At 43.1% G+C, this 25,117-nt stretch carries 20 protein-coding genes; 1 reads left to right on the top strand and 19 read right to left on the bottom strand.

From position 1 onward, the window contains the following. Positions 1–115: 115 nt before the first annotated feature. The 11 genes from HY960_06505 to HY960_06455 all read right to left on the bottom strand — a co-directional run bounded on the left by HY960_06505 (position 116) and on the right by HY960_06455 (position 14,498). Positions 116–652, bottom strand: a complete 537-nt coding sequence (locus HY960_06505; protein ID MBI5215388.1) for a T9SS type A sorting domain-containing protein — start codon at positions 650–652, stop codon at positions 116–118. 24 nt (positions 653–676) lie between these two features. Then, a complete protein-coding gene (locus HY960_06500) occupies positions 677–1,924 on the bottom strand; it encodes a hypothetical protein (protein MBI5215387.1) in 1,248 nt (415 codons plus the stop codon). A gap of 106 nt (positions 1,925–2,030) precedes the next feature. After that, a complete protein-coding gene (locus HY960_06495; GenBank protein MBI5215386.1) occupies positions 2,031–2,807 on the bottom strand; it encodes a hypothetical protein in 777 nt (258 codons plus the stop codon). Between the two features lie 30 nt (positions 2,808–2,837). Continuing rightward, the gene (locus HY960_06490; protein MBI5215385.1) at positions 2,838–4,172 is read right to left on the bottom strand and encodes a hypothetical protein; all 1,335 of its coding nucleotides are present in this window, start codon (positions 4,170–4,172) and stop codon (positions 2,838–2,840) included. Continuing rightward, positions 4,173–5,381 (bottom strand): hypothetical protein, encoded by a 1,209-nt coding sequence (locus tag HY960_06485; protein ID MBI5215384.1) that lies wholly within the window; start codon positions 5,379–5,381, stop codon positions 4,173–4,175. Between the two features lie 57 nt (positions 5,382–5,438). Beyond that, positions 5,439–6,281 (bottom strand): hypothetical protein, encoded by an 843-nt coding sequence (locus tag HY960_06480; GenBank protein ID MBI5215383.1) that lies wholly within the window; start codon positions 6,279–6,281, stop codon positions 5,439–5,441. Between the two features lie 86 nt (positions 6,282–6,367). Further along, the gene (locus HY960_06475; GenBank protein ID MBI5215382.1) at positions 6,368–6,613 is read right to left on the bottom strand and encodes a hypothetical protein; all 246 of its coding nucleotides are present in this window, start codon (positions 6,611–6,613) and stop codon (positions 6,368–6,370) included. Further along, complete coding sequence (locus HY960_06470; protein ID MBI5215381.1) at positions 6,610–6,960, bottom strand: response regulator transcription factor; 351 nt, start codon at positions 6,958–6,960, stop codon at positions 6,610–6,612. Before HY960_06470 ends, HY960_06475 begins: the two co-directional genes overlap by 4 nt. A 252-nt stretch (positions 6,961–7,212) precedes the next feature. Beyond that, on the bottom strand, positions 7,213–7,872 hold the full coding sequence (locus HY960_06465; protein ID MBI5215380.1) for a response regulator transcription factor: 660 nt from the start codon (positions 7,870–7,872) through the stop codon (positions 7,213–7,215). 238 nt (positions 7,873–8,110) lie between these two features. Then, positions 8,111–11,071, bottom strand: a complete 2,961-nt coding sequence (locus tag HY960_06460) for a hypothetical protein (protein MBI5215379.1) — start codon at positions 11,069–11,071, stop codon at positions 8,111–8,113. A 703-nt stretch (positions 11,072–11,774) separates the two neighbouring features. Beyond that, positions 11,775–14,498: a T9SS type A sorting domain-containing protein gene (locus tag HY960_06455; GenBank protein ID MBI5215378.1), complete on the bottom strand. Its 2,724-nt coding sequence runs from the start codon at positions 14,496–14,498 to the stop codon at positions 11,775–11,777. A gap of 184 nt (positions 14,499–14,682) precedes the next feature. On the opposite strand from HY960_06455, the gene HY960_06450 reads away from it, so the two are divergent. Continuing rightward, a complete protein-coding gene (locus HY960_06450) occupies positions 14,683–15,405 on the top strand; it encodes a hypothetical protein (GenBank protein ID MBI5215377.1) in 723 nt (240 codons plus the stop codon). 152 nt (positions 15,406–15,557) lie between these two features. Here HY960_06450 and HY960_06445 read toward each other — a convergent pair whose 3' ends face one another. The 8 genes from HY960_06445 to HY960_06410 all read right to left on the bottom strand — a co-directional run bounded on the left by HY960_06445 (position 15,558) and on the right by HY960_06410 (position 24,997). Beyond that, a complete protein-coding gene (locus HY960_06445; protein MBI5215376.1) occupies positions 15,558–17,459 on the bottom strand; it encodes a hypothetical protein in 1,902 nt (633 codons plus the stop codon). After that, on the bottom strand, positions 17,456–18,448 hold the full coding sequence (locus HY960_06440; GenBank protein MBI5215375.1) for a 6-bladed beta-propeller: 993 nt from the start codon (positions 18,446–18,448) through the stop codon (positions 17,456–17,458). Before HY960_06440 ends, HY960_06445 begins: the two co-directional genes overlap by 4 nt. Before the next feature lie 147 nt (positions 18,449–18,595). Then, complete coding sequence (locus tag HY960_06435) at positions 18,596–20,254, bottom strand: hypothetical protein (protein ID MBI5215374.1); 1,659 nt, start codon at positions 20,252–20,254, stop codon at positions 18,596–18,598. A gap of 107 nt (positions 20,255–20,361) precedes the next feature. Continuing rightward, on the bottom strand, positions 20,362–21,252 hold the full coding sequence (locus tag HY960_06430) for a hypothetical protein (GenBank protein ID MBI5215373.1): 891 nt from the start codon (positions 21,250–21,252) through the stop codon (positions 20,362–20,364). A gap of 96 nt (positions 21,253–21,348) precedes the next feature. Continuing rightward, on the bottom strand, positions 21,349–22,368 hold the full coding sequence (locus HY960_06425; GenBank protein MBI5215372.1) for a hypothetical protein: 1,020 nt from the start codon (positions 22,366–22,368) through the stop codon (positions 21,349–21,351). Beyond that, positions 22,361–23,200 (bottom strand): hypothetical protein, encoded by an 840-nt coding sequence (locus HY960_06420; GenBank protein MBI5215371.1) that lies wholly within the window; start codon positions 23,198–23,200, stop codon positions 22,361–22,363. Before HY960_06420 ends, HY960_06425 begins: the two co-directional genes overlap by 8 nt. Further along, positions 23,191–24,528: a cytochrome c3 family protein gene (locus HY960_06415; GenBank protein MBI5215370.1), complete on the bottom strand. Its 1,338-nt coding sequence runs from the start codon at positions 24,526–24,528 to the stop codon at positions 23,191–23,193. Before HY960_06415 ends, HY960_06420 begins: the two co-directional genes overlap by 10 nt. Before the next feature lie 37 nt (positions 24,529–24,565). Continuing rightward, positions 24,566–24,997 carry a response regulator gene (locus HY960_06410; protein MBI5215369.1) on the bottom strand — a complete coding sequence of 144 codons (432 nt, stop codon included), beginning with the start codon at positions 24,995–24,997 and terminating at the stop codon, positions 24,566–24,568. Between the last annotated feature and the right edge of the window lie 120 nt (positions 24,998–25,117).

The following is a 25,117-nucleotide window of genomic DNA, read 5'->3' as shown; positions in this document are numbered from 1 at the left end:
CCTCGTTGGAATAATGGAGGGGTGGAATATTAGAATGATGGAGTTTTGGATTGTTGGAGTAATGAAGCGGTGCATGACGCTCAATTACTCCACAACTCCATGGTTCATATTTTCACTATTTGACCAGAATCATCTTCTTTTGGTCAGCGAACGTTCCGGCTTGCAAACGATACACATATATTCCACTACCAAGATTCGTTGCATCGAAATCAACAGAATGGAAGCCTGCCTCCTGTAGTTCTTCGATGAGTGTTACCACTTCTTGACCAAGCGCGTTGTACACTTTCAGTGTTACCAAACTTGTAACAGGTAACTGATAACGAATAACGGTTGAGGGATTGAACGGATTGGGATAATTCTCATACAAGGCAAACACAACTGGCTTCACCGATTCGGTTGACTCTTCTGTTCCTTCATCTTCAACAACTGATACCAAAGTAGGGGAAGTCGCGGCAATCAGCACGCGCCCGAATGGTTCTGTTGTTCCGGTGAAGAAAGGAATCGTGGTCTCTTCATCATCGTACATACCCGTTTCTGAAAATTCCGCTTCTTCTTCCGACACAACATCCGGTAGCGATTGTGGTTGTTCTTGACTGAATGCAACGTTGATAAGCATTATCATCGTAAAAGCAAAAATCTGATAGAACTTCATAGCGTTCTTTCCTTTCTCGTTCAATTAATGTTTGTCTGATTGCTTGTAAGTCGACTGCGATATCCGGAATCTTTCTTCTTGTTCGATCATGGTTTTGATTGAATGGGGGATCGCTTCAATCTTCTTTTCTTCCGGTTGGTTATACAGTTCCGGGGAGTAATATTTCCCGCGTTCACGATCGTTCTTTATCTGTTCTACCTGTGCTGGATGCGCCCGGGCATACGGGTCATTTCGTACACCGGTTACCTGCCATGAGACTTTACCACCGGGAGTTCCTCCTGCAATCTTAAACGTATTTTTAGTAATTTCTTCTGCTATATAGAGATTCGGACCCGGAGCGCCGAGAGAAGTAAGCTGATAACGGAAATCTGTGTTGAGTAACTCGAACCAATCTGGCATCGTGACGATCGCGCTTCCGGAAGCGTCTAACAAAACATTCCCATTGTACACATTCATCATTTCAGAACTTTCGACAAATGAATGTGTGAGTGTTTGGTTGGCAGGATCCAAGGGATGGTCTATCAAGAGAGGGGTATGCCCGTTTAATGTTCCGGTGATGAAGACATCTCCAAAAAAATAGCCAGCATAAGAATCATGACTAAAACCATTAACCCCAATGTTATCCCAACTATATCCAACCACTCCGACACCTTCGTTATCAGCATAGCCGAACACCCCGGTCGCGTTTACGCTGAGTCCATGTCCTACAACACCAGCAGCGGACTGAGATTCTCCCAGCAAACCATCACCATTGGGATCTTCGTTGGACGCCTTTATCCCCTGTGTAGCATATAAAGAGGTAATACTTACATTCGCTGTGGAACTGAGGTCGGATGCTACGGCGGCGTACGGAACTGTTGTCAGTTGCACTCTACCCGGTACGGTGTATGGATAACTAATTTTTGTTTCCGGTCCTGAAAGTATTGTCACCTGAACCCAGAGTGGAATAGTAAATTGAGACAAATCGAAATCACCAAGCGCTGTTCCGTTTTCTCCAAGTATTATCGTGTACAAGCCGTTCTTATCCGTCTTTACAGACTTCCCTGTACTCGGAGAAGGGTATTGATACATCAATGTCCCGGAAGTAGAAGCATCATAGAAGTTAAACCGCACGTTATAGCTTGTCGTGGCAGTTGTCGCCTTGACCGGCTTCATTTTGCCCTGTGTATTGAGATACGCAAGCGTTCCTTGATAGGTAATTTTCTTCGGAACCTGAGCATTCAGGATGCCGAAGAAAAGGATAAATGTAATAAGAGTAAAGAAGGTTTTCATTGAGGTTTTCTCCGTAATTTTTGTGTGTTGGTATTTGGGTGTTTATAATTTGTTTTCGCGCGTAGATTGTTCCATCCCTTTGAATCTGATAATATTCTACTTAATTTTATTTTCTAAACGCTCCTTTTCGCCAGATGGCATTCAAAGGAAGACTACTCTTTTGAACATCTGCCAACTTCCAGATTTTCTTTAATTCATCGCCAAAGGTTGTCTGGTCTTCGATTAGCCACGATTCATTCTGGAAGTGCCACCATTCAACACTCGCATAATTTGATTTCCATGCCTGACGCGCTGGGATACGTTTCCAACCTTGAGAAAGAAAAATATCGGAGAGGTCGAAGAAGCGACCATAGACTTTTTTTCGTTCATAACCTATATCTTTTTTCCAGAGACAAACTTCGAGTTCTATCTCTTTTATGAGCGCTGAATTATATAAATTATCTGTCGGAATAGGGTTCATGCTTCGACAATAGACTTTCCACAGAGGATGTTTGTCATTACCCCCGTCATTATGAATGACATAGGGATCGTTGATGCTTTGCATTCCGGAGTAGAGATATAAATCTATGGCTCTGCCGAGATAATGCAGACTCGTTGAACTGCGTCCCTGAGAAGCAGTCGCTGTCAGGTCTCGTAAACTGCCGCTTGAAGTAAGTATTCCACCCAATGCTTTCACTGTTCTATAAACCCTGTAATATGATTCCTGGAAATCTTTACGAATACGGAACCGTTGGTATCCTCCCTTAAAACTATCAGCTGGAACTTTAACTAAGGGTATTTGAGAAACTTGAGATTTCAACTCCTGTTCATCTTGTTGACTCACTTGAGGAATATTAATTTGTAAATCGGCTATTTCCCGTTCAAACCATGATTCATGACGCATAGTAATTTTGTCCCAATTGATACACCAATATTATACTCTTTGTTCAATTTTCAATTCACTAATTTCGGTTACCTTTAATCCAAGATTTGCTCCAATCAAGATTTGATATGCAGAGCGATAACCTTCGATCTCGCGTTCAACAAGATCCAACCATGGTTTTATTTCGGTATTAATATCTAGGGAATCCTTCTGACCCAAGAATTCGATATCGAGTAAGATGTTTCTCGAATACTCAGCACAATTCTTATGTGCTTTCCAACGATTCACTTCACTTGGCGTGATCGAGCGATTCAGGACGAGTAAATCATATGCTGCGGGTATATATTGTTCCGGCTTAGTGAAACTGGTCGGAATGCCGATGAAAGATTTTAATTCGCGAATCATTGCAATGCCTGCAATATTCCAAACAATGCCGCTCAGCGTAAGAGCGTAATTCCTCCCATAATTGAATGGGTCGAATGCAAGATAGAGCAGTTTGATATTTTCTCCAATCGCCGACAAGGTCTCCATGGAGGGAGCGCTACCGGTTGCATTGATGGCTTCACGAAGTCGTTTTTCTTTATAATACTCAAGGGCATTTTGGATGAACTTATGAAACATTGAATTGAACGCATTGTTCTTCTCTGTCTCGAGGTTTAATTTGATACCGTTGGTGGTACTCCATGATAAACATCTTCTATAGGAACTGTTTCTATCTCTCGCTGAAGAATGAAGACCCATCTTTGTCGCTCGGATCATTCCTTCGAGTATGATCGCAAGATAGTCATTATTTTGAATGGGTAATTTTCCTTTCATCGCGACGTCGTGTAATATGATGTTCAACATTTCGAAGATGCCCATCCTATCATAATAAAAGAGCCATACTAAATCGGCGAGAAATAGTCTTTTAATTCTTGGATCCAAAATCGCCGGCGAAGTTGTTATCGGTCGCATCCGTCTGCGACCCTTTAAACAAACATGATAATTAGGCAAACATTCAGAGGGTGGCCATGGACGGAGAGCTCCTGCTGATCCAATTAACTTCTCATCTAATGGCGGACGTGGATAAATAGCCTGATAAACATTATAATCACCATACTCAAAATAATCATAAAAAATGGACATTACTTCTGATAGTGGAGTGGGTGGGGTGGTGGTAGGGTTATTTAGTGCTAATAAAACATCCGTACAAAAAGGAAAAGCGACTGGAACTGGAGTCATACCAGATAGAAACTTAATTATTTGCTCATCAATTATTTGTACTAATGGTGTGATATTCTGAGATTGTCCAGTGTTAGTTGCTTGAGGCGCATTTCCCGGAGAATCTCCGCTCTTGCTGGATATAGATTGGTCAACTTGTGGTGGCATTTTTTTCTCCTTTTTCATTTAATTTATTGTTTGTTTGTTCATACTAAGATTTATCAACCATTTACTCATCATGGAATTAAGTTCTTCTTCCTTGATATTATTTTCTTCACGCAAGAGTCTGAACACCGCAAGTTGCGCTGAAGGTGATAATTCTCTCAATGGTTTTTTGTGTTGCAGACATTGTTTCATTGCTTCCCGCAGCCGGACGGGATGCAATTTCGATAATTCAAATAAATCCGGCAGGGTCTTGTTATTCAGTATCTTAAATTTCGTTCGAAGCAGCACTCTACTCAGAACCGGGAGATAAACATTTCCTTCTTGAAGAATTCGACGTGTACTTTCCCCCGCTGCTTCAAGAGGATATAATTCTTTCCATTCTTTTTCCCAGGTATTCCACATTCCCTCTCCCCAAACTTGTCTCGACCATTCAAAAGAGAGAAGTACACGCAAGTAGGGTGGTGGATGCGGGTCAGTAATTGAGACACGCAATACTTGTCTTATCGGTAATGCCATAATCTCCCTTATGCTAGCAGGCTGAGCAATACCAGAAGCACAGAATGCCCAAAAATCCGGTCCTATTTCTGAAGCCCATACCTGAAACATCTCAGAAATTTCTTGTGTCGCCCCGGCTTTTGTGAGCGCATCGTCAAACATTTTGGGGAGAAGTTGCTTTATCCCAAGCCGCACCAGCGCTTCATGACCCGCTTCATGTAACAGTGAAGTTAAGTTGTATTTTTCTTTCAACCGTGAGTAGGGTATTTGAATCAGGGGTAATGGGTTTTTACTCATATCGGGAAGTAACACCCCTTCCCGTAGGATAGATGCCCCAAATCCTCTATCACAATAGACAATTGGGGATTCAATTTCCTGAAGCGCAACATGGTTTTTCTTCAGAGCATCAGCCGCGAGAACATCGCATCCTGATAATAATCCACCAAGACTTTTTGAATTTCGCTGTGTTAACACATCCATATACGTATCAAAAAAAGTATATGCTTTCGTCATCTCCATTTCTACTTCACCTAAGCGAGCATTCAGCCGCTGTTTTGCTATTCTTCTTGATACATGTGGAAGATATTGTCTTGTTGCTGATTTTACTGAAGACAATAATTTTTCAGCAGAGGCAGTCAATTGAGATTGCAACATCCACCAACTTCTTTCACTTATGTCGAATTCTTTCGGAATATTCACAATTGTTCTTAATCTCGTCAGGGTACGGATCCTCATAAAGAGTGAAGCAATTCTTCTCTGGAACTGACGTTCGGTCGCTAACATATTGTTGTGTTAGATACTCCGTATTACTATCTTTTGACCTTTTCTCAAGGATATTCTTCTCATTTTTTTCTCTCCCTTGATCCCGGTCTCTATTCCCCGCACCGGAGACGCCATGTTCTTCACGGCTTTATTAAATGCAGCCAGAGCAATCTTGGGTGCCACTTCATAATTATCTGCTTCTTCATTTAATTCCTGAGCCAGATTATTATATGCTTCTCTGGTCAAATGAACATAGTTTCTCCAAGCTTCTTTCTGGTTTTGTGCGTCTCCGGCATGCTCAAACCCTAATCCTTTCAGCACCGGTAATGCTACTGAACCGCCTGGAATCGCACTCAGCACACCTTTGAGTCCCGTTTTTGCTAAGGTTCCTAAAAAACCTTTCAGATTTCCTCGAGCAAGCGAAGTTACTCCTTTTGCGGCTTGAAATAGTGGATTTCCTTTGATGAACGACAGTCCCTTCGATTTCATCATTCTCCATCCTTTTTTCAACAATCCTTTACCTGCTCTTTTTAACCTTCTTCCGAGCCCCTTAAAAAAGAAATCACGTTCCATTTCGTTAAGTATCCTATCGACTTCCTGATCAACTTCATACTCATTTTCATAAGAGCGAGTGGAGAGTTCGTACAATCGTTCTGCATAGCGATTAATGAGGTCACTCTCATTCTCTTCTGACTCGGCCTCTAATTCAAAGTCGTTTTCTTCTTCCAACTCACTATCTTCCTGATCTTCGAACTCTCTCTCATCTATCCCTTCGAGTTCAAGTTCTAAATGTTCCTCAAGTTCCCCGTCGTTTTCGAGTTCAAAATCAGTTTCGAGTTCTGAATCATTAAGATCATAATCCATTTTTGACATAATATTTTTCCTTTGTGTTGTGGTTTAAAAATGAAAAAACTGTTATTCGAGCATTTTGATTTTATATATCCGTGTGTATACTTTTCTCACATCATCACCACCACGCTCAGTTCCAGCGGTAAGCCCACTTCTTCATCGTTGAGGAAATAGACGTACTTGTATTTGCGTTGTTCCGGTACGCCGGGGACGAGATTCGGGCGGCTGTCGTCGAAGGGGGAGCGGGTGTCGCGGTCTAACATCGTGTAGGTTGTTTCGACACCTCGCATCGAGTAAATCACGACGCAGTCGAGATTCTTTACTATGCGTATCAGTCCACGATGCGGCACGTTCATCTCGGCTCTTTCTCACTCTGCATAATAGTGTGCATCTCTTCGAGTAATTCTTTATTCACAAAACCAACAGCGCCAACAGATTTCGCTTTTTCTTTGTATCCGATGTCGTTATACTGAGTCACGATTATGACTCTTGCATTTGCGTCTTTTTTTTTAATTTCACTTGTGGCGGCAAAACCATCCATTGTTTTCATGACAATATCCATCAGCACCCAATCGGGATGAACCATCGGGTACAATTGAACGGCTTCAGTTCCATCGCTACACTCGATAATTTTATCAGCATAATCGTTCAGTGTGTGTCGTATAGCTTTTCTGACGCTGTCATTGTCGTCAACGATCATCACGGTCATTTTTTTTGTAAAGATAAGGAAGAAAGGCAGGCAGGGGAATACAGGGGACTACGTATTTTGAGATACGTAGGAATACGTATTTTTTATTTCGGATTTCGAATTGCCAATTGCCTACGGCTCGTAGAGCGGATTGGTGAGTCGTTAATTAGTGATTAGTGAGTCGTAAATCGAAAAAGGTAAAACCACTTTTTCTGAATCATTACTCACCAATCACGACTCACGAATCACTACTCACCAATGAACGAATCACAACGATGACCTGTTCTCGATAGCAAACTTCAGCAACGCATTACACCCGTGGATATTCAGTTTCTCGCAGATGTGACTGCGATGGGTATCAACAGTTCGGATGCTGATGAACAACATATCGGCAATTTGCTGGCTGGTTTTTTCGAGCGAAATAAGTTTGAGAATTTTTCGTTCCGTTTCTGTAAGGTCGGTGAGCGATGGAGTTTGTTTGAGAATCTTCTTTGCTGTTGCATGACGGCGAAGGAGGTATTCAGAAATATGCGGGCAGATAAATTGTTCGCCCCGATGAACTTTTTTGATGGCATCAATAATATAATTTGGCGCACAATCTTTTAACATATACCCATATACGCCAAAGTCTAATGCCTTGTTGAACGTTCCTTCTTCGTTGTGCATGGTGAGAATGATAACTTTCACGGGCAATTTGTTGAGGGAGATTTGTTCGGCGATTTCCATTCCATCCATCCCGGGTAAACTGAGGTCAAGAAAAAGAATATCGGGATGTCGCTCGCGAACAAGCGGAATGACTCGGTCTCCCTCGCCCGTTTCACCGACGACGTTCATCGCCGGTTCTTCATTAATAATATCACGAAGACCTTTCCGATAGACGGGGTGGTCATCGGCGAGAAGGATAGTAATATGAGAGGTTGTGTTCATAAAGGTTCTCCAATTATGTATCTGATGTATGCATACTTTTTAACCCCATCGGTCTACGACTCGTAGAGGGTGAAATAGTTATAGAAATGAATAGCACTCGAGCTAAATCCCAAGGGGGTGATATTGTAATTCCTATTTCACCCCTGTCGGGGTTTATTATTTTGCTTTGTAATTTTTCTACAATTATGACATCCCTACGAGATTTTTCATTCATCTGAGTTCCTTTGTTTAGCATCAGTTATGAAGTATGTATTGGTATAATGATTCGTATTTGTGTTCCAAGTCCGTTGTTCGAGGATATTGACATTTCTGCGTTTAACAGTTTCACACGCTCGGATAGATTTCTTAATCCCAATCCTGTATCCCCCTTCCCGTTTTCTACGACATTGGAGTAATCGAAGCCCTTTCCATCATCATGGATACACAACTCTATGCGTTCTGGGAAACTCTTCAGCCGCACGGTTGCCGTTGTTGCCGCAGAATGTTTGACAATATTATTCAGACATTCCTGAACGATTCTGTACAGGTGGATTTCATTCTCCTTGCAAAGAACAGTATCAATATTTTCAAGATCGGAGTTAAATGCAATGGAGGAAGAAGATGAGATTTTGTTCACCATAGATTGAAGCGATAAGGTGATTCCGAGTTTTTCAATCTGATAGGGACTGAGATTGAATGCGATTTCTCTCATGTTGTTAATTGCCTGTGAAGCAGTCTCAGAAATTTCCTTTATTCGTTTCAGTAATTTTTCCGGTTCGGCTGATTTCAATGCAATCTGTGTTTTGCTGCTGATGACCATGAGGTCTTGCCCAAGCCCGTCGTGCATCTCCGCCGCAATACGCTTCCGGTCTGCTTCCTGAGATTGCATCAACATGCGGGTAAACGCCTGTTGTACTTGTTGTTCTCGTTTAATTTTTTTGTGGTGGAAACGGATTAACAGAAAGATTGTGCCAAATATCAGGATAATCAACCCACCTGTGACCAGAGAATAAAACCACCATGTCGACCAGTACGGAGAAAGAATAGTAAAATTGAACACAGCAGGATTCTCACTCTTCATATCTGCATTGTTGACAGCCCGGACAAGAAAACGGTATGTTCCCGGCTGAAGAGATAACAAATGGACAGAACTCCTATCGGAAAGGGAAGACCAATCCCGATCCACCGGTTCAAGTTTGTGTTGGTAGAGGAGGTTTGGGGTTCCGGCGAAACTCAATCCGACGTACTCAATCATGAAATTATTTTGTTCATACGGAAATTCCATCGTCTCTTCTATCGTCATGGAATGATGGTTGACTTCCAACGCCGTGAAACTGATTGACGGAGGCATTGGCGTTTCCGCTCGATGATAGACATCATAAAAAATAAGTTTATCGTTCGAGACCAACCAAATTGTTTCGTCATTCAACACTCCTAATGATTGTATTGGAAATCCTGAAAAATCATGATGTGTTTTTATGATTCCCTCAGAGGGATTCTCGATACTTACCAAGCCTGAGTTTGTACCAATCCAGATATCGCCATGGAAATCTTCTGCAAAAGAATACACCCATTCGCTCGGTAATCCGTTTTGACGCGTAAGTGTTATCAGTTGTTCCCCATCGTGGATAGCTACTCCTCCGTACCGCGTACCAATCCAAATTCTTCCTCTGCTATCTTCGAAGAGTACACGAACACTCTTATCCGGAAATTCGGAATACCGATGAATAGATTTGATTTGATGTTCCTCTCCGGGCTCAAACGTAAATTTTGACAAACCACCGATATAGCCACCGAACCAATAGCCGCCTTTGCTATCTTCAAGCAGAGACCAAATACTATGGTCAGGTAAGCCATCCGATTGTGTGATGGATCTGATGCGAGGTACACTACGATGTGGATTGAACGCCTCGATGCCTTTGTCCGTATTGTACCAGAGATGACTCTTTCTATCAACCATGAACGGATAGATTGTTCCCGCCGGAAGTTCTTTTCCTTTTACTAAAATTTTTAATTTCTTTAACTGCGAAGGATGACCATCATCCGGAATGATAGAGTACTCATGAATTTCCTGAGTATCAACCATCACCCAAAGATGCCCTGTTGAATCAAGCACGAGTAGCGTTGATTGAACCTTGTTTCTATGGTTGAGCCGATGCAGATGAGAGTGTGGTTGTTGATTGTCATCTCTCCAAACTTCGAGAAGTCCATCTGCTGTCCCCATCCAGAGATGGTCATTCTTATCCTTGACTGCTTTCATATTTGTCTTGATGTCGAGCAAGGGGAAAGGTATTTCTGTAATGCCATCCATCCATCGGAAAAATCCCTCGTGAAGCGTCCCGAACCAGAGACAGTTTTCCCTATCAATCAATCCAGTTTGTAGGATGTTTTCCGGCAAACCGTTGTTTATGGTGTACTGAGCAACAATACGAAGAGAATCATGTTCGTTTGAAAGTTTATAGAGACCGGAAGTTGTCCCTGCCCAAAAATATCCGTGCCGGTCTTCCACCATGATGACATATCCGGAAAGTATGAGAGGATGACGTTTGAAAAGCACCCCATCCCGGTATTGAAGGAAACCACTATCGCGTGTTACTACCCAGAAATCTCCGTTCCTTGCTTGATGGAAAGCCCATGTTCCTACATCAACGGAAATTCCCGTCGTAGTCACCTTTCCTGTCTTCTCGTTGTAGATGAACACACCTTCCCTATTTGCCAACCAAAGTTCGGTGTCGCCATGTTCCAAAGAATAAAAATTATCAAATACAAATGGAAGTGCATCGAATGATTTCACACTATCATGTTCGATATAAAACACACCGCTATCCGCCAAGCACCAAATTCTTCCCTGATGGTCTTCTCTCAAGTTGTTGACACGATTCGACCATTTTCCCGTTCCTATCTTCAACGTTGTAAATGAATCACCTTCAAATTTACTGACTCCTCCTCCGTTCGTCGCAATCCACATCGTTCCCGGATGAGTGCGGCTTTCATGAATATCATTCACACTCGGCGATGCAAGACCATCAAGCGTGGTGTAGTGTCGGAATAATTTTCCATCGAAGACGGAAACACCTTCAAGAGTTCCAATCCAAAGAAAACCCCGCGAGTCTTGATAAAGTTTTGTTATCGCGTTAGAAAAAAGTCCGTTCCGTACCGTATACGTTTGCTTTGGAACTGACAAGGATACGAACAGGTTCCGTTGCTTCTCTACCGTCATGGCGATCAATACTGTAGAAAGACTGGCACATGTAATACAAATCGTGCAAATGATTGAGTAACAGTATTTACCGATACAATCGAACTTCATGCTTTGTTATGTTTATTAGATTGTTCTACATCAACAATTGTTAACTGAAGTTACGCGACACCGTTGTGTGACGTCAAAAATTTCAATATCCAAATCCGAAAAACTAAACAAATCCAAAATTCAAAAAACTAAACCACTGTTCTCAGGTGAATTTGAACATTTGAACATTCGAGATTAGAATTTGTTTAGAGTTCCGATATTATGATTTAGGATTTTTTCTTGAGATTACATGCTTGCGTAACATCAGTTGTTAACTATAATTATGAACTTGGGGTTGTATAAATTACCCGCCTTTGAAGGAAAGAGACACAAACAACTTCCCAAGGAATGAGAACGCTATGTAATGATGAAAAAGACAACACGTCCTCAAAGAACAAGTCTTAGGAATTCACATTATGAGAAAAGAACGAAAAGGAAAGAAATCAGTTTGATATGCTCACGCGATGATAGTAAAAAATTTCAACAATGGCAAGTTGAAGGTGATATGTGTCAGTTATAAATGCTAAAAAATACATAAAAAAAGCGCAGTTAGGGTTTCTAACAGCGCTTTATTCTTCCACTTCGGATACTGTTTTAGAATGTCGCCTCATTTGTGAACAGTCAATCAATCATATCACTTCACATATATCATCTTCTTCACATCGGTAAACGTCCCGGCTGCCATCTTGCAGAGATAAATTCCGGTGCTGACCGACTTACCAAGATTATCTTTTCCATCCCAACTGATTGTGTAGTATCCTGCCTCAAGTGTTTCATCCACCAAACGTGCTACTTCAACACCCAGCGTGTTATACACGATGAGTCGAACGTGCGACGTTTGAGGAACCTGATACTTCACAGATGTTGACGGATTGAACGGGTTCGGATAGTTCTGCCCGAGAGCGAACGTTTCCGGTATTCCGTTTTCCAAAACATCAAGAACATTCACTTCCAACTCGGCTGAGTACGCACTTTGATTCCCGGAGAAATCGAACGAAGCAAGTTTGTAATAATACCGTTGACCATCAACAACATTATTGTCCTGATACATTGCATCAGTCACTTCACCGATTGGCTCGCCGGGGATAAAGTTCGGGGTCGTTCCGCGATAGACTGCATAATAGTTGAAGTCCAGTTCTTCAGAAATTTCCCATCGCAATTCCACTCCGCCGCTTACCATCCGGGCGCCGACACCTACAGGAACAGTCGGAACAAGGTTATCAAGAGAGTAACCGCTGTCCGGCGCAGAGGCATAAACAACATAGAGATTCGTTGAATGACCGGTCACGTAGAATGTGGTCCATTTCATTCCATGAGATATTGTTGAATCGAATAATGTCGGAACGTCGAAACTGTACACCGGTTGCTTTGCCGCAGGAACACTACCGACAAATGTCCAGACGTCTCCGTTCATGAAATAACTGGAACCGATTTTTCCTTTTTGGAACATTTCTTTATACGAACTGAACGTAGTCAAGCCTGTTTTTGCCATCTCGTCTTTTCTCCAGACTCCGTAACTGATGACCTTATCAATGCTGAATTCTTCTGCGGGGAATTTGTTCCAATGAATGTTCACCATCTTCCCTTGGTCGTTCGGCACATCGTGGATTGCAACAATCGGAGCGGCGCCAGCGCCTATCTGTAGTTGTTCAATTGAGGATACAAGTAATCCGGTCGCGTAGGTATGGTTATGAACACCGTAACTTCCGTCATTCAACACAAAGTAATAATTGTATGATGCCGCTTTTTGAAGTTGACTCAAAGAAATATCACCCGGCGGTAATGGTTGCGTTGTATCGCCCGTTGCCTTATGCGGTAAAAGAAGGCGTAATTGTTCCAGAAGTGATTTTACCTTGTTCTGGCTTCGCTCAACAAATTCCACCGAAACGACACCATGACAATCCTCGCAACCTTTCGGATTAATAATTTCCGTTTCGTTCTCATCTTCAAATGAAACTCTGTACGTATGCCCTCCAAGTTTTCCAACGAGCGAATCTGCATGGGAATCTGCCATGTGACACGTGATGCAATTTTCCTCCAAACCGGAGTGTGAAGAATTTGCATACCGATACCCGCTAAGTTGCCAACCGCCCCACTTTCCGCTGCCGGAATCCGGCATTCCCGTATATGGAACGCCAAGCACACCGGCAATCATCGGACCCTGTGTTGAATGATGCAGTTCGCCGGCACTGAGATTCGTCATGTGACACTCTGTGCATAATTCCGCAAGCGGTTTCCGAACTTGATGCGGGAATTGTTTGCTGTGCGGGTCATGACAAGCAATGCAGTTAATACCGTGAGCATCCACATACGGAGCGGCTGTTGGTTTTCCACCGATTCGTTCCAGCACAAAACCTTGCGTCGTGTGGCAAATAGCACAGGCGGGTTTATTCATTCCTTCAATATCATCAGGCTCACCAACTGCTTTCGCATGTGCCGAGGTTTTCCATTCCAGCGTTTTCTTATAATCGCCCGGCGCATCATGACACATCCCACACACATCGGCAGAAAATGATTTTACAATTTTATTCCTGCTGATATCCCCGCCGTGTCCGCTCCCCGGTCCGTGACAACTTTCGCATTGAATATTGGCAACCTTGGCAAGTTCTGGATAATTTGCTTTGAGCGTATCCCAATTTCCTTCTTGTAGTATCGTCGGAAAAATCCAACCTAACGAAGTAGCACGGTCATCGAATCCGTCATTCATTGCTGTACCCGAATTATCATAGCCTGTTGTATGACAACGAACGCAGTTGCTGTCGTAGTGGGCTCCCTCGCGCCCATCAATTCCTTTTCTGAAGATTGAGGCATGACCGGTAGTTTTCCATGAGTCATAATGATTTGTCAACTGACCGGAATGACACATAGAACATTCCGGAAAGTTCGGAGTGTCATCAATAATTTTTCCTGCGCCGACATAATTCGCGGCATTAAGCCACATCGTTGTTGAGGCATTACCGCTATCTGTGATTACATCAAGACGCACTTCGTATGAGCCAATAACATCGCTGATGAATAACGCCGAAAGACCATACAAGCCTGTAGCAGAATCGGTCGGAATAATTGTTGCGGAAGAACCATCGGGCGCTGAGAGAATTGCCCACGTTGCGCTTGCCACGGGGATATTTTTTATAATACTCGTTCCATGCTGCGCTTTCGCTTCGAGATAGACATGACTTCCACGCCCGAAGTTCGGCAACCCCGTTGTTGTTGATTGATAGAGATTGGGGTGTGCGTTCTTCATTCCGACAGAGACACCAACAATTTTTATTTTGGCAATGATGTCAGCAGCGTGTATATTCACACAGAAAATAGAATGAAATAAAAGTGTAACAATGATTGGTAAAAGTTGTTTCATAGGATTGTTCCTAAAAATAATTGAGATGCTTTTTATTTAGGAAGAACGGGAGGCTTGATGGGAACTACCTCAGGAAATAGATGGTTTATATGCGTACGGTAATTCTATTTCTGAAAGCAAGATAAGGAAATTAGGAAAAACAGAAAATTCCGAAACTGATTTTTTTCAAATAAGGATATTGGTAATGAAGAATGTTCACTGTAAAAATATCGTCCGTAAAGGAGAAGGTATGACACGATTTGCAAAGAAGTACCTCGTACTTTCCGTTGTAACCTGTTTTTTCTTTTACTCGATTACCGGCTGTGGAAGTTCAACGGCTGTGGTTCATCCACTCGATAAATACAATGAAAAACCATATTCCGATGAGGCAACTTTCTACGCGAACAAAGATGATGCGTACAAAGCAACCGTACTTGCATTACAACAGAGCGGTTACGTCATTACGTTAAGCGATGCACAAACCGGACTCATCAACGGAGAAAAAAGCGGAAGTTCAATTCTCCCGGAAGAGCATAAGCAAATTTCAAAGGACTCAGCGAACGACGTTGGAGCGGGAGAAATTCTTATCGGCATTCTCGGTATTCTCCTTATTGTTGGTTTGATTGCCATGCTGACAAGTGATTCAAACAACGAGACACAATCGAACTCCAACACAACAACTTCTACAACGACAACAACAGTTGTTTCTTCATCTCATGAAAAAATAACATCCTACAAATATATTGTCACCGTAAACACAACAGCGTTGACCGATTCTACCTCTCAACTTCAACTCTCTGCCGTTCGACAGGTGATTGAGAACGGAAGTGTCACCAATTCAAGCAAGTTTGAAAACAAATACCTGAACTACGGAATCTTTGATGCTGTACAGGCACAACTTAATGGCGTTCGTGAGAAGATTGATTGAAAATTTCGGATTGCGGATTTTGGATTGCGGATTAATAATTTCGGGATTGGATACATCAACAATCAGAAATCATAAATCCTGAATCAACCTCCACCAATCACCACACGTTGACTCCCTATCTCAACTACTCAACTACTTTGTACTAAAGAAGACTACTTCTCATAATCATTGATTTGCTCTCCGTGACACACGCCGTTCATTGAGCAATTATTAACATTGTAGAGATTTGACCCCGCCGCCTTCTTAAATCCAGCAATGACAAGTTTATCAAACGTCCCCGTTCCCTGATAATTGTACGGCTTCACATCGGTTTCGTACCCGATGAGCCGTGAACGCTTCGAGCCATGTGGTACTGTAACATGGCACGTTACACATTTTACATCCGCGGTAATGTGTGCATTCGCTTCATGAACATTATTCAAAAAAGTACCACCACTTACCATGGGATGACAATTCACACAGTACAAATCATTCTGCCAATTGTTCATATCTTTTTTCACATCATACAACGACCACAACTGACCGGACATGTTTTGGGGCCAATACTTTGCATTCCCTGTCAACATAAACCTGCTGTTCGAACCGTGCGGACCTTGCGGTACGCTCGACGAAGTCGGTTGGTCGTTGCCGTGACAATCGGAACAATACATCGTTTGTGTTCCCGCCATATTCCAATCGTTTGTCAGTTGGGAAAATGTCAACGCTCTCGGAGCGAGCGAACCAATCTGTTCCTGCAACGGAACCTGAACGGGATGTGCGGAACGGTTTCTCGGGTTAAACTCCATCGCCTGGTCGGTGATGTTCTCTCCCGATGGTCCGATAATTTCCGTTACTCCGTTCACCGCGATTCCGAATGCGTTATACGAATGACACTTAAAGCAAATTTGATTCTCTGTCGTAGCAGGGTTCATTTCGGTGAAGGTTGTCGGCTGAGTCCATTCTTCAGCAATCTGAGGCATGACGCCGCGAACACCGGTCAAGACTTCTGAAACCTGATTGCTTCTCAACACATGCAATCCCTTTTTCGCTCTATGTGAATTGTGGCAATCCTGACACTCTGCGTGTCTGCCGGATAATCCCAAACTTTTATCATTGTCCGGGTTCAAATGTTTTTTTGTTACTGCGGTTGTTGGATGTGAATATTGTTTTTCATACTCACTTTGAATATTCTTCGTTTCATCCCCCTTCAATGTACTTCCGTGGCAACTTGAAGTAAAACATGTCTGCTCTTCCACTAACGAAAGCAGATACGGAGTTCCCGTTCCACCGTGCGACTTATGGCACGAGCGACAAGACCATTCCCCAACCGTCGTTCCTTCCCTGTCAGGCGGATTATATTTTTGTTGTGATAATTTATGAGCCGATTCGTTCCAGCCAACTTTGTCGTGACAGAATGTACACAATGCGGCATCGGTATTATCCATGCGAAGAAATTTTGTGAACGTATTATCATGCGGCTCGTGGCAGGTGATGCACTCAACGGTTCCGTTCGATGCATCGGGGTCAAGTTTGACAGGAGTTTCCCACGGAAATGTTCGCGCAACAAGTTCGTGGTCTTTTGTATTGTCATACACATAACCGACCGGGTGGTCGTTGGCGAGCGAGGTTCCGAGATTTCCCGGAACATGCGCGGGCATGACCGTAACTTCATCCTGAAGGAGAATATTTGTAACACCTTCGTTGCTATACACAGCGCCAATGGCAATCGTTCCATCATGACAGGAGAGACAAAGTTTCGAGCGCGGATTCGGTTGATTCGGTGTCGCGTAACTGAGACTTTTCAAGTAGTCACTTGTGTAGAGTGTGTATTCCGCTTCGCTGAGTTTATGATTCCAAAGTTGTGCGGCGGCATATTGCTTCGGCACATGCGGCGTATGACAGAACACGCACAAATCTTTTTCCGTCGCCGCCTTTACTGTTCCGGGACCCGTTGGTGTCAGATCGTGCATCGTTCCGAGCATTTTTGATTGTGCCTGAGTCTGAGCATAAAGTTGCTGAATACCGCAGGCATACAACAACAACGCTCCACAAATTGTTACAAGAAAGTGTTTCATTTGAGATACTGAAAAATTTGTATTCGTCTGTTGAGTGAATCAATCACGTAAATCTTATCCTCCCTGTCAATCGCAATTCCGTTCGGCGTCATAAACTCTCCGTCGCCCGTTCCTTTTTTTCCGACAACGAGCAGTAATTCATTCTTGCTGTTGAATATCTGGAAATTATCCATCAACGCATCGGTGATATACATGTTTCCGTCCGAGTCCAATGCAATTGCTTTCGGGCTTGCAAACCGACCGGCAACATTCCCCTGCCGACCAAACATCGAACTAAACTTTCCCGAAAAACTAAATTTCTGAACCCGGTAATTCACAGCATCAAGAATAAATAAACTGTCGCGCGTTGCTAACTGAACAGGAAAATTAAAATCACCGAGCGCATCACCGCGCTGACCGAATTCCGCAACATATTCTCCATCGAGAGTGAACACAATAATTTTGTGTTGACCTGTATCCGTTACATACAATCGGTTACCATGAATCTGAATACCTGTCGGTCGCACAAGATGCTCTTTGATTTGAAACTCAACATCATAGTCATCATCCAGAGCAAGAATATCCCCGCGTTCAGAATCGGAAATGAAGAGGATGCCATCATCACTAACAGCACACCCGACCGGAGAATGAAAACTTCCTTCATCTGTTTCATAAACGAAGTCATACTCTTTTTCTTTTTGGTCAATGATATGAATTCCGCTTGCGCCCGGGTCTGCTACATAAATTTTCCCGGAAGAAGAAACCGCAATTCCTACCGGCTGAACTAACCAGTTCGATGTTTGCTCACCCCCGAAGAGAAATGTGAAAACTCCGGAAAAAAAATCTCTTTTCGATTCAAAACTTTCGAGCGAGGAAATTGTCAGCACGTGTTTGATTCTTGCTCTATCAGGCGGTGAGGGCCACACTTTCCCTGCGCTATCCAACTGCGCATCCAATCCACCCGATAGGAATAAAATCAAACAGCCATATGTCAATATTGTTTTCATCATGCTTGACTATAATGAATAATCTCTATGTTTACAAGAGTTACTCGGAGTAGTGACCTGTGAGTGGTAAGTGTTTTTTTTATGAGAACACACTCATTTACTATTGACCCTTCACCGCTCATTCTCAAATCACAAAACTCAAAACACTACTCAGAATGGTCTGCTTACAATAAACTGAACCTGTCTCAGGTGAACCGGAAATGTCGCATAACGCAATCGGGAACTGAATGACAACGCTCTCCAATTAAACGAGAGTGAACCGGTATGGTCTGCAATTTCCCGAAGATAATATTGGTCGAAGTTTCTTGAATAGACATAAGAAACCATCAAACCTCTGATGAAAAATGAAGAACTGGAAAAATTAAACGTCCAGCCGTAGGTGCGACCAAGATTGCCCGTAAAAAACCAATTAGCATTTCCTGACACACTCAGGGTAAATGGTATCAGAATATTGAATGCACCGTTCATCCGCTGGGTAACGATAATGTTTCGGTGGCTACGGAATGAAGATTCATTCCCGGGATAACGGTCTTCACGGTATCGAACATCCGATTGTGATTGAATATTATTCGGCAAAGTCCCACGCAGAATAATTCCTGCCGTGTTCCCAACGATGGTGTATTCCGAAATGTTGATGACTCGGGTAAATGTGAAATTGTAATATCCACTCGCGGAAAATGAACCGATGTTCCGGGAAATGCTATTTGAAAATTGTGTGTTCCAACTCGAAAACTGTGCAACCTGAAATTGGATATTTTTCCCGGCAGATAACCCATTCGCGATCGTAAAACCTCCAACGACCCGGCGATGTTGGAGATTTCCAAAAAGTCCCGCGCTTCTATACGCATCACTTCGTTCAAACCCTGGAACAATACTTTTCGAATGTCCGAGAAACCCGCTCGCGCCGACAGAACTCTGAAAGTTTGCATTGATATTGTAACCAATAGTTTGAGAAAGTCCCACTGAAAGACCTTGCGAGAACGAACTCATCGAGTTATTCCCTACCAAATTTGTTGCAATCCGGATTTTATCGGTCAAAACGCCTCCGTACGAAAGTGCACTCTGCATCAGGCTGAAGCCTGCATATTTGTTGTATTCCGTCGTGAGACTGACATGATGTTGCTGTGCTAACGCTCGTGATGCGGAAAATGAAACAGCGATGAACCGGTCTGCGGCGTTACTAAAATCCTCACGCAAGGTATTCGTTACCACAGAAAGATTGTATAACCCTGTCGTATCGGAAGCGCTTGAAGCGGTAAACGAAAGCGTCTGGTTCACAATTTCATATTCATTTCCCACCGTAGCGAACGAACGACTTCGCACGTAACTGAGCGACATCGAAGGAAGCCATGGAACTTGCTGAACGGATAATTCCGCACGCTGTTCCTGCGACCTGCTTCCTAACCTGTCAATCAACCGGTCAGATTCGGTTTTTATCACATAGTCGTTATCTCGAAAGGCAAGATTTAATTTCACGGGAGATGTCGGAATAACATTCATGGTGAGATTATATCTGTTCCATGAAAATTGTTCACCGTAGTAATTGAAGAACTCGTTACTACTGGTTGAAAAATTTCCGTACAGCGATGTGAATAATGAATAGGTAAGAATCTTTGGTGAAAGCAAATTTCCCCGGAATTGCAGGTTCACTCTCGGACTTCTGCTGACGAACTTTGTCAGTGTACCGCCGGAGCGGTAGTCATGATAGTTTTGCTCGTAGCGTAACTCACCTCTGAACGAACTGATTTGCGCGTCGCTACACAGGTAGAACGCGGCTATCAAGAAGACGATAGAAAGAACTTTTTTCAATTCCCTAGGCTCGTTCAAAGATGATTGAATAGCGGTGTGTGGCGCTTTTCAGCGCCACACACCAATACTTCTACTTTTTCAAATAGAGTGTGAAGTAATCGTTCAGGTTACTTCTTGTGGCAAGCCACGCAACGTCTGCCGTAATCACTGGTGATGACGGTTCCGATGCCGCTGCTCATGTGTGGGTTATGGCAACTTGAACATTGCATTGTTCCGTTGAACAAGCGAACGGTTGTATAATTTCCGCCACTACCATTCGTGCCGCTGTACCCTTTCCATACTGCTGACACAGGGTCAACTGCCGGATATAATTCTTCCGGAACGACTGCTTGCACTGCATTGTAGTCGAAATTGACCGGATGCGTGTGAGCCATATCTGTCCATGTACCGCTCGCGCCGATAGTTGCGCCATGAGGAACGTGAGAAACATCGCCCGTTGTCCCGCCGCCTTGATATGCTGTCGGTGAGAAAATACCAACGCTACCATCGTGGCAACTTAAACAGTATGAGGAGAAGTTATCTTTGAACCCTGCGGCTGTTGTTCCGGGGTCATACACTTCCGCATCCATAGAACTCGGGTTTTCATATTTTCCGAATGTTTTTCCTGCTTGTGAAGTACGGTTCCACAACACGAGAGGATTTGCATCTTTCGAAACGTGGATTGTGTGGCAAAAACTGCAGAGACGTTTATTACGCGTACCACCGCCATACACTGTATCCCAAATTGTATTTCCAAGTGTGTCTAATCCAAGACTGTCTCGTTCAAATACTTTCCCGGAGTCCGGTGTGAAATCGTGCGGTCCATGTAACATCGCAGAGCGAACGCCTTGTACGCCGCCTGTGAATTTACCAAGTCCCCAGCCCTTTCCAAAGATATTGGTGGCTGTTGTTTCAGGATTGCCTACAAAGTTCGGTAGGGGTTGTTTACCACCTGGCTGTGATAATGCGACCAGGGTAAGAACTAATAACATGATCATTGCTAACGTTAAGTGTTTCATATATATGATCCTTGTGGATATTGTTGTTGCCTCATAGTTGTTTAGAAAATCCACCTTTCTCACGAGGCGCATGAGAAACGGGATTGTTATTTTTACCTAATCACCTTTAAGTAACCGGAACACCTGAACGCGTCGGTTCAGATTATCGGTTACATAAATCATATTATTCCTGTCAATGGCGATGGAGACAGGATTCTGAAAACCATCATTGAGCGGAGAAAATTTTCCGACGAACAGTAACAACTGTCCTTCATTATTAAAAATCTGAAAGTTCTGATGAACGCCATCAAGCACATAAATATTTTTGTATGAATCAAGGGCGATTCCTTTCGGTCGGGAAAACTCGCCGAAGTATTCACCTTGTTGTCCGAATTTCCTGAGATATGTTCCCGTTGAGTCAAAAATTTCCACCCGGAAATTAAACCCATCAACAACATAAATATTCCCATCGTTATCCACTGCAACGCTTTGCGGATAGTTGAATTCACCGTCGTCTTCGCCTCGTTTACCAATCGTGAACAATGAATCCCCGTTTTCTGAATAGACATGCACCTGATGTGATTTGATATCAACGATTAAAATTCTGTTCCGGAGAGTGTCGGCGACAATATCAACAGGGTTTTCGAATGTTCCCTCACGACCTATTGCCCGAATGGTATTTCCATTTTCATCCAACACAGCGATTTTTTTCGAACCTGCAAGACCGACATAAATTTTTCCGCGTGCATAGGCGACACCACGCGGGTCTTTCAGTTCGATGGTACTGTTCGCGCCGAACTGTTCAAACTTTTTCTGCTTCGTATCATACAATAACATGCCGTAGTTAGCATCGGTAACATAAAATTTTCCGTTCTCACCGATTGCTATATCAAACGGACGTGAAAAGTTTGCACTTCCTTCCCCGCCTGTAATTGAGTTGAAGAAACTCCCGACACTGCTACCAAAGTCATCTTGCCCGCGAAATGTCTGCACATACTCGACGCGGGGAGAGTCAGGGGGTTCGGGCCAAATGTAGCGCCGTTGATTTGCAATATCGCTCGATGAACTGCATCCGGTAAGCGAAGCAACCACAAGCACACTCAATAAAAAGAACTGTAGGTATTGATACTTAGTCACGTTGATTTTCCTGTGATGATTGTTTTTCTAAATCTTCAATTGATGGTAACTGATACTCTTCAATGACAACTTGTTCGGTAACCGGATGAAAGTCAATGTCTGCCGTTGAACAGGAAATCCCGGCAGAAATCATCCATGTAGAAATTGTTGATGTTGAAACAAATCCCGGTGCAATTTGAATACTGATATTCGGAAACAATCTTGTCGAGGCGCTCAGAACTGCCTGGAAACTATTTTTCTTCAAATAACCGTGCATCAATTCCAGTCCAAGTTGTGTTTCATTGCTCACAGCATACGTTACGCCTGCGCCGATGAGCGGGAGTGTTTTTCCTTCCATCCTTGAGATGCCAAGCAACAATGTCGGGTGGATTCCGTTTGAATCGAATGTTGCAAGAATCCCGCCTCGTACTACATCAGAAGGATAAATCGTCGTTGCCGGATCCATTTCCGAACTGGTTGCTTCTCCCCAAATTGCTAATCTTCTTATGGTTGGTATCATCATTGGAAAACGAAACTTCCCGCCAAATCCGAATGCAACCTGCGATGCGACTTTTCCAACCTGCTCATCACTCACCCGTGCATAACCTTCAAGACTTGTTGATAAACCACAACTAAATCCGATAATGTTCGCTCCGAACCCGGCGCTGTTGAAATTATTGGAGCGAGTGTATTGCACACGAAATTCAGACATCGGAACAACTGTCGCTGTCGGAAGTACCGTCAACCCCGAACCGCTGAAGACACCCTGGTCGGTAAACAACTGTGCGTAACTTCCTGACACGATAAGAATCGTCAAGACAACGAGGCAATATGATTGATTTCTTAATGACATTGAGCGCAAACGTCTAAAGTTTCACCCGGGAATTTCATCATCTTCTGATTGTCCGAACCATGCGGGTTATGACAGGTTACACATGAAAATTCTTCACCAGTTTCTTCATTCCTGATATACTGCATCGGGTGGCGACCGACCGGATGGTTTTGCTTCTTATTCTCGTGACACCCAAGACAGAGAGTGTACACTTTCTCTTTTATCTGATGTCGTTGTTCGGTTCCGTGCGGCGAGTGGCACGTTCCACATTCACTTGCAACAGGATGTTGAACTTTTGCATTCTCAACCAGATTTTTCTGTTCATCGTGGCAAGCGAAACATGTTTCCGGAATTCCTGATTCAAGCACCACCGCTTTCTTCTCCGCCGACCACGAATGACACGATGCACATTCTTTCATCTCAACCGGAGAATGTACATACGATGCGCCGACAACTTCTTTATGACAAACATTGCAATCGGCATTCATCGTCGCACCGCTATCGGCGCTGGGTAATCCCTCGTGACAACTTGTGCAACTTTCTTCGAGTGTTGAGTTGTGAAATAACACAGAACGGTCTGTCGTCGGTTTTGACTCGTTCAGATATGTTGTAAAAAACTCAGCAGTGCTTTTCTTCTCCCCGGTTGATGAAAAATAAATTCTGTTTTCTCCCGGAACGAGTTGGACATGCAGTTTATATAACATCCGGTTATCAGCAACCGGGTCATCATACACCGCGGTGTACACGCTATCTCTCCATCCGCGTAAATTCAAAATCACTTCCAACGCTTGTTTTGTTTGAAGCGCTTTCACCCAATCACCGAACTCTTTTCGTTTCCATAATGATTTGACTGTCATCGTATCCGCATGTTCATACTTCAACGTTTCCGGCTTTGAGTATCCTTCATAATATTTATAAGTGAATGACAACGACTGAAGCGTCATTTTTGAATCAAACAATTTGTAAAATTCTTTCGGGAAATTTTCCTTCTCGGCTTTTGTTCCAATCAAAAACCGTTCTTCCCTTTGCCATAGTGTTGAGACCTTCATTTCACTTCCTGTCTCTTTCGATGCAGAAACCAATAGTAATTTGGCTTGGTCATAGGAAGTTGTTTCAGAAGAAGGGGGAAAGAGCACAATAATATCTGCTGTCGGGCTGTCGCCAAGAAAGAGAACCCAGCAAAGCAGGATAAAAAGAACAGGTTGAAAATGAGAACGTATGACTGATTGCATAAGTACTGTCTGTAATGGCATATACAATGCCACACTAAACCGTCTCTTTTTTCCCTTTTCCACCTGAAAATCTGTATTATTAATGGCAGAATTATCAGATTTGAATTTCTGGGGCATATCACCCACTGATTTTTTTTCGATTTTGATAGTACCGCTATGCTTCATTTTTGCAGGATAAAAGCCGTGTAACAATCTCCGTCACTTCATTCAAATCGAACGGTTTTTCAATAAAAGCATCAATACCTTCCTGTTGCATTTTCATTCTTGCGTCTCCTACACCCACAGCGCTTGTCAGTATGACAGGAATCTCTGAACAATAATGTTTGACCTGAGAAGCGACTTGAAATCCGTTGAGTTTGGGAAGGTCAACATCAGTAATAACCAAATCGTAGTGAGCAGAATGAAGTTGTTCCATCACAGCATCACCGGAAGCAACGGTTGTAATATTAAAACCGGCTTTTGAAAGCGCATGAGTAAGCGACCAACGAACAAGTTGTTCATCTTCCACAATGAGGATATTCTGACCGTTTTTATGATTCGTCATTGTAGTCATTATCGGGTTGCTGTCTGTCGTGTGTTCATTCATTCTGACAAAGCACAAGATATGTGCCATCAATGAAAAAACAAAAAACAGAGTTTCTACTTGAAATTAATAGAAAATTGAATTCTGTATTTCAATTTTCTTATGATTGGTGAGTCATTTCAC

This window comes from Ignavibacteriota bacterium, from assembly GCA_016212665.1.
In the GTDB taxonomy this organism is placed as follows: Bacteria; Bacteroidota; Ignavibacteria; order UBA10030; family SZUA-254; genus FW602-bin19.
Note: the sequence above shows the minus strand (reverse complement) of the source record. Positions and strands in the feature narration are given on the sequence as shown.

What these genes read in the sequence shown, in the direction of transcription:
- HY960_06410 (MBI5215369.1), bottom strand. Translation starts at nt 24,997, where the DNA reads ATGAATGAACACACGACAGACAGCAACCCGATAATGACTACAATGACG.
- HY960_06465 (MBI5215380.1), bottom strand. Translation starts at nt 7,872, where the DNA reads ATGAACACAACCTCTCATATTACTATCCTTCTCGCCGATGACCACCCC.
- HY960_06450 (MBI5215377.1), top strand. Translation starts at nt 14,683, where the DNA reads ATGAAGAATGTTCACTGTAAAAATATCGTCCGTAAAGGAGAAGGTATG.
- HY960_06490 (MBI5215385.1), bottom strand. Translation starts at nt 4,172, where the DNA reads ATGAAAAAGGAGAAAAAAATGCCACCACAAGTTGACCAATCTATATCC.
- HY960_06455 (MBI5215378.1), bottom strand. Translation starts at nt 14,498, where the DNA reads ATGAAACAACTTTTACCAATCATTGTTACACTTTTATTTCATTCTATT.
- HY960_06445 (MBI5215376.1), bottom strand. Translation starts at nt 17,459, where the DNA reads ATGAAACACTTTCTTGTAACAATTTGTGGAGCGTTGTTGTTGTATGCC.
- HY960_06475 (MBI5215382.1), bottom strand. Translation starts at nt 6,613, where the DNA reads ATGAACGTGCCGCATCGTGGACTGATACGCATAGTAAAGAATCTCGAC.
- HY960_06485 (MBI5215384.1), bottom strand. Translation starts at nt 5,381, where the DNA reads ATGAGGATCCGTACCCTGACGAGATTAAGAACAATTGTGAATATTCCG.
- HY960_06500 (MBI5215387.1), bottom strand. Translation starts at nt 1,924, where the DNA reads ATGAAAACCTTCTTTACTCTTATTACATTTATCCTTTTCTTCGGCATC.
- HY960_06430 (MBI5215373.1), bottom strand. Translation starts at nt 21,252, where the DNA reads ATGAAACACTTAACGTTAGCAATGATCATGTTATTAGTTCTTACCCTG.
- HY960_06495 (MBI5215386.1), bottom strand. Translation starts at nt 2,807, where the DNA reads ATGCGTCATGAATCATGGTTTGAACGGGAAATAGCCGATTTACAAATT.
- HY960_06480 (MBI5215383.1), bottom strand. Translation starts at nt 6,281, where the DNA reads ATGTCAAAAATGGATTATGATCTTAATGATTCAGAACTCGAAACTGAT.
- HY960_06415 (MBI5215370.1), bottom strand. Translation starts at nt 24,528, where the DNA reads ATGCCCCAGAAATTCAAATCTGATAATTCTGCCATTAATAATACAGAT.
- HY960_06460 (MBI5215379.1), bottom strand. Translation starts at nt 11,071, where the DNA reads ATGACGGTAGAGAAGCAACGGAACCTGTTCGTATCCTTGTCAGTTCCA.
- HY960_06420 (MBI5215371.1), bottom strand. Translation starts at nt 23,200, where the DNA reads ATGTCATTAAGAAATCAATCATATTGCCTCGTTGTCTTGACGATTCTT.
- HY960_06505 (MBI5215388.1), bottom strand. Translation starts at nt 652, where the DNA reads ATGAAGTTCTATCAGATTTTTGCTTTTACGATGATAATGCTTATCAAC.
- HY960_06440 (MBI5215375.1), bottom strand. Translation starts at nt 18,448, where the DNA reads ATGATGAAAACAATATTGACATATGGCTGTTTGATTTTATTCCTATCG.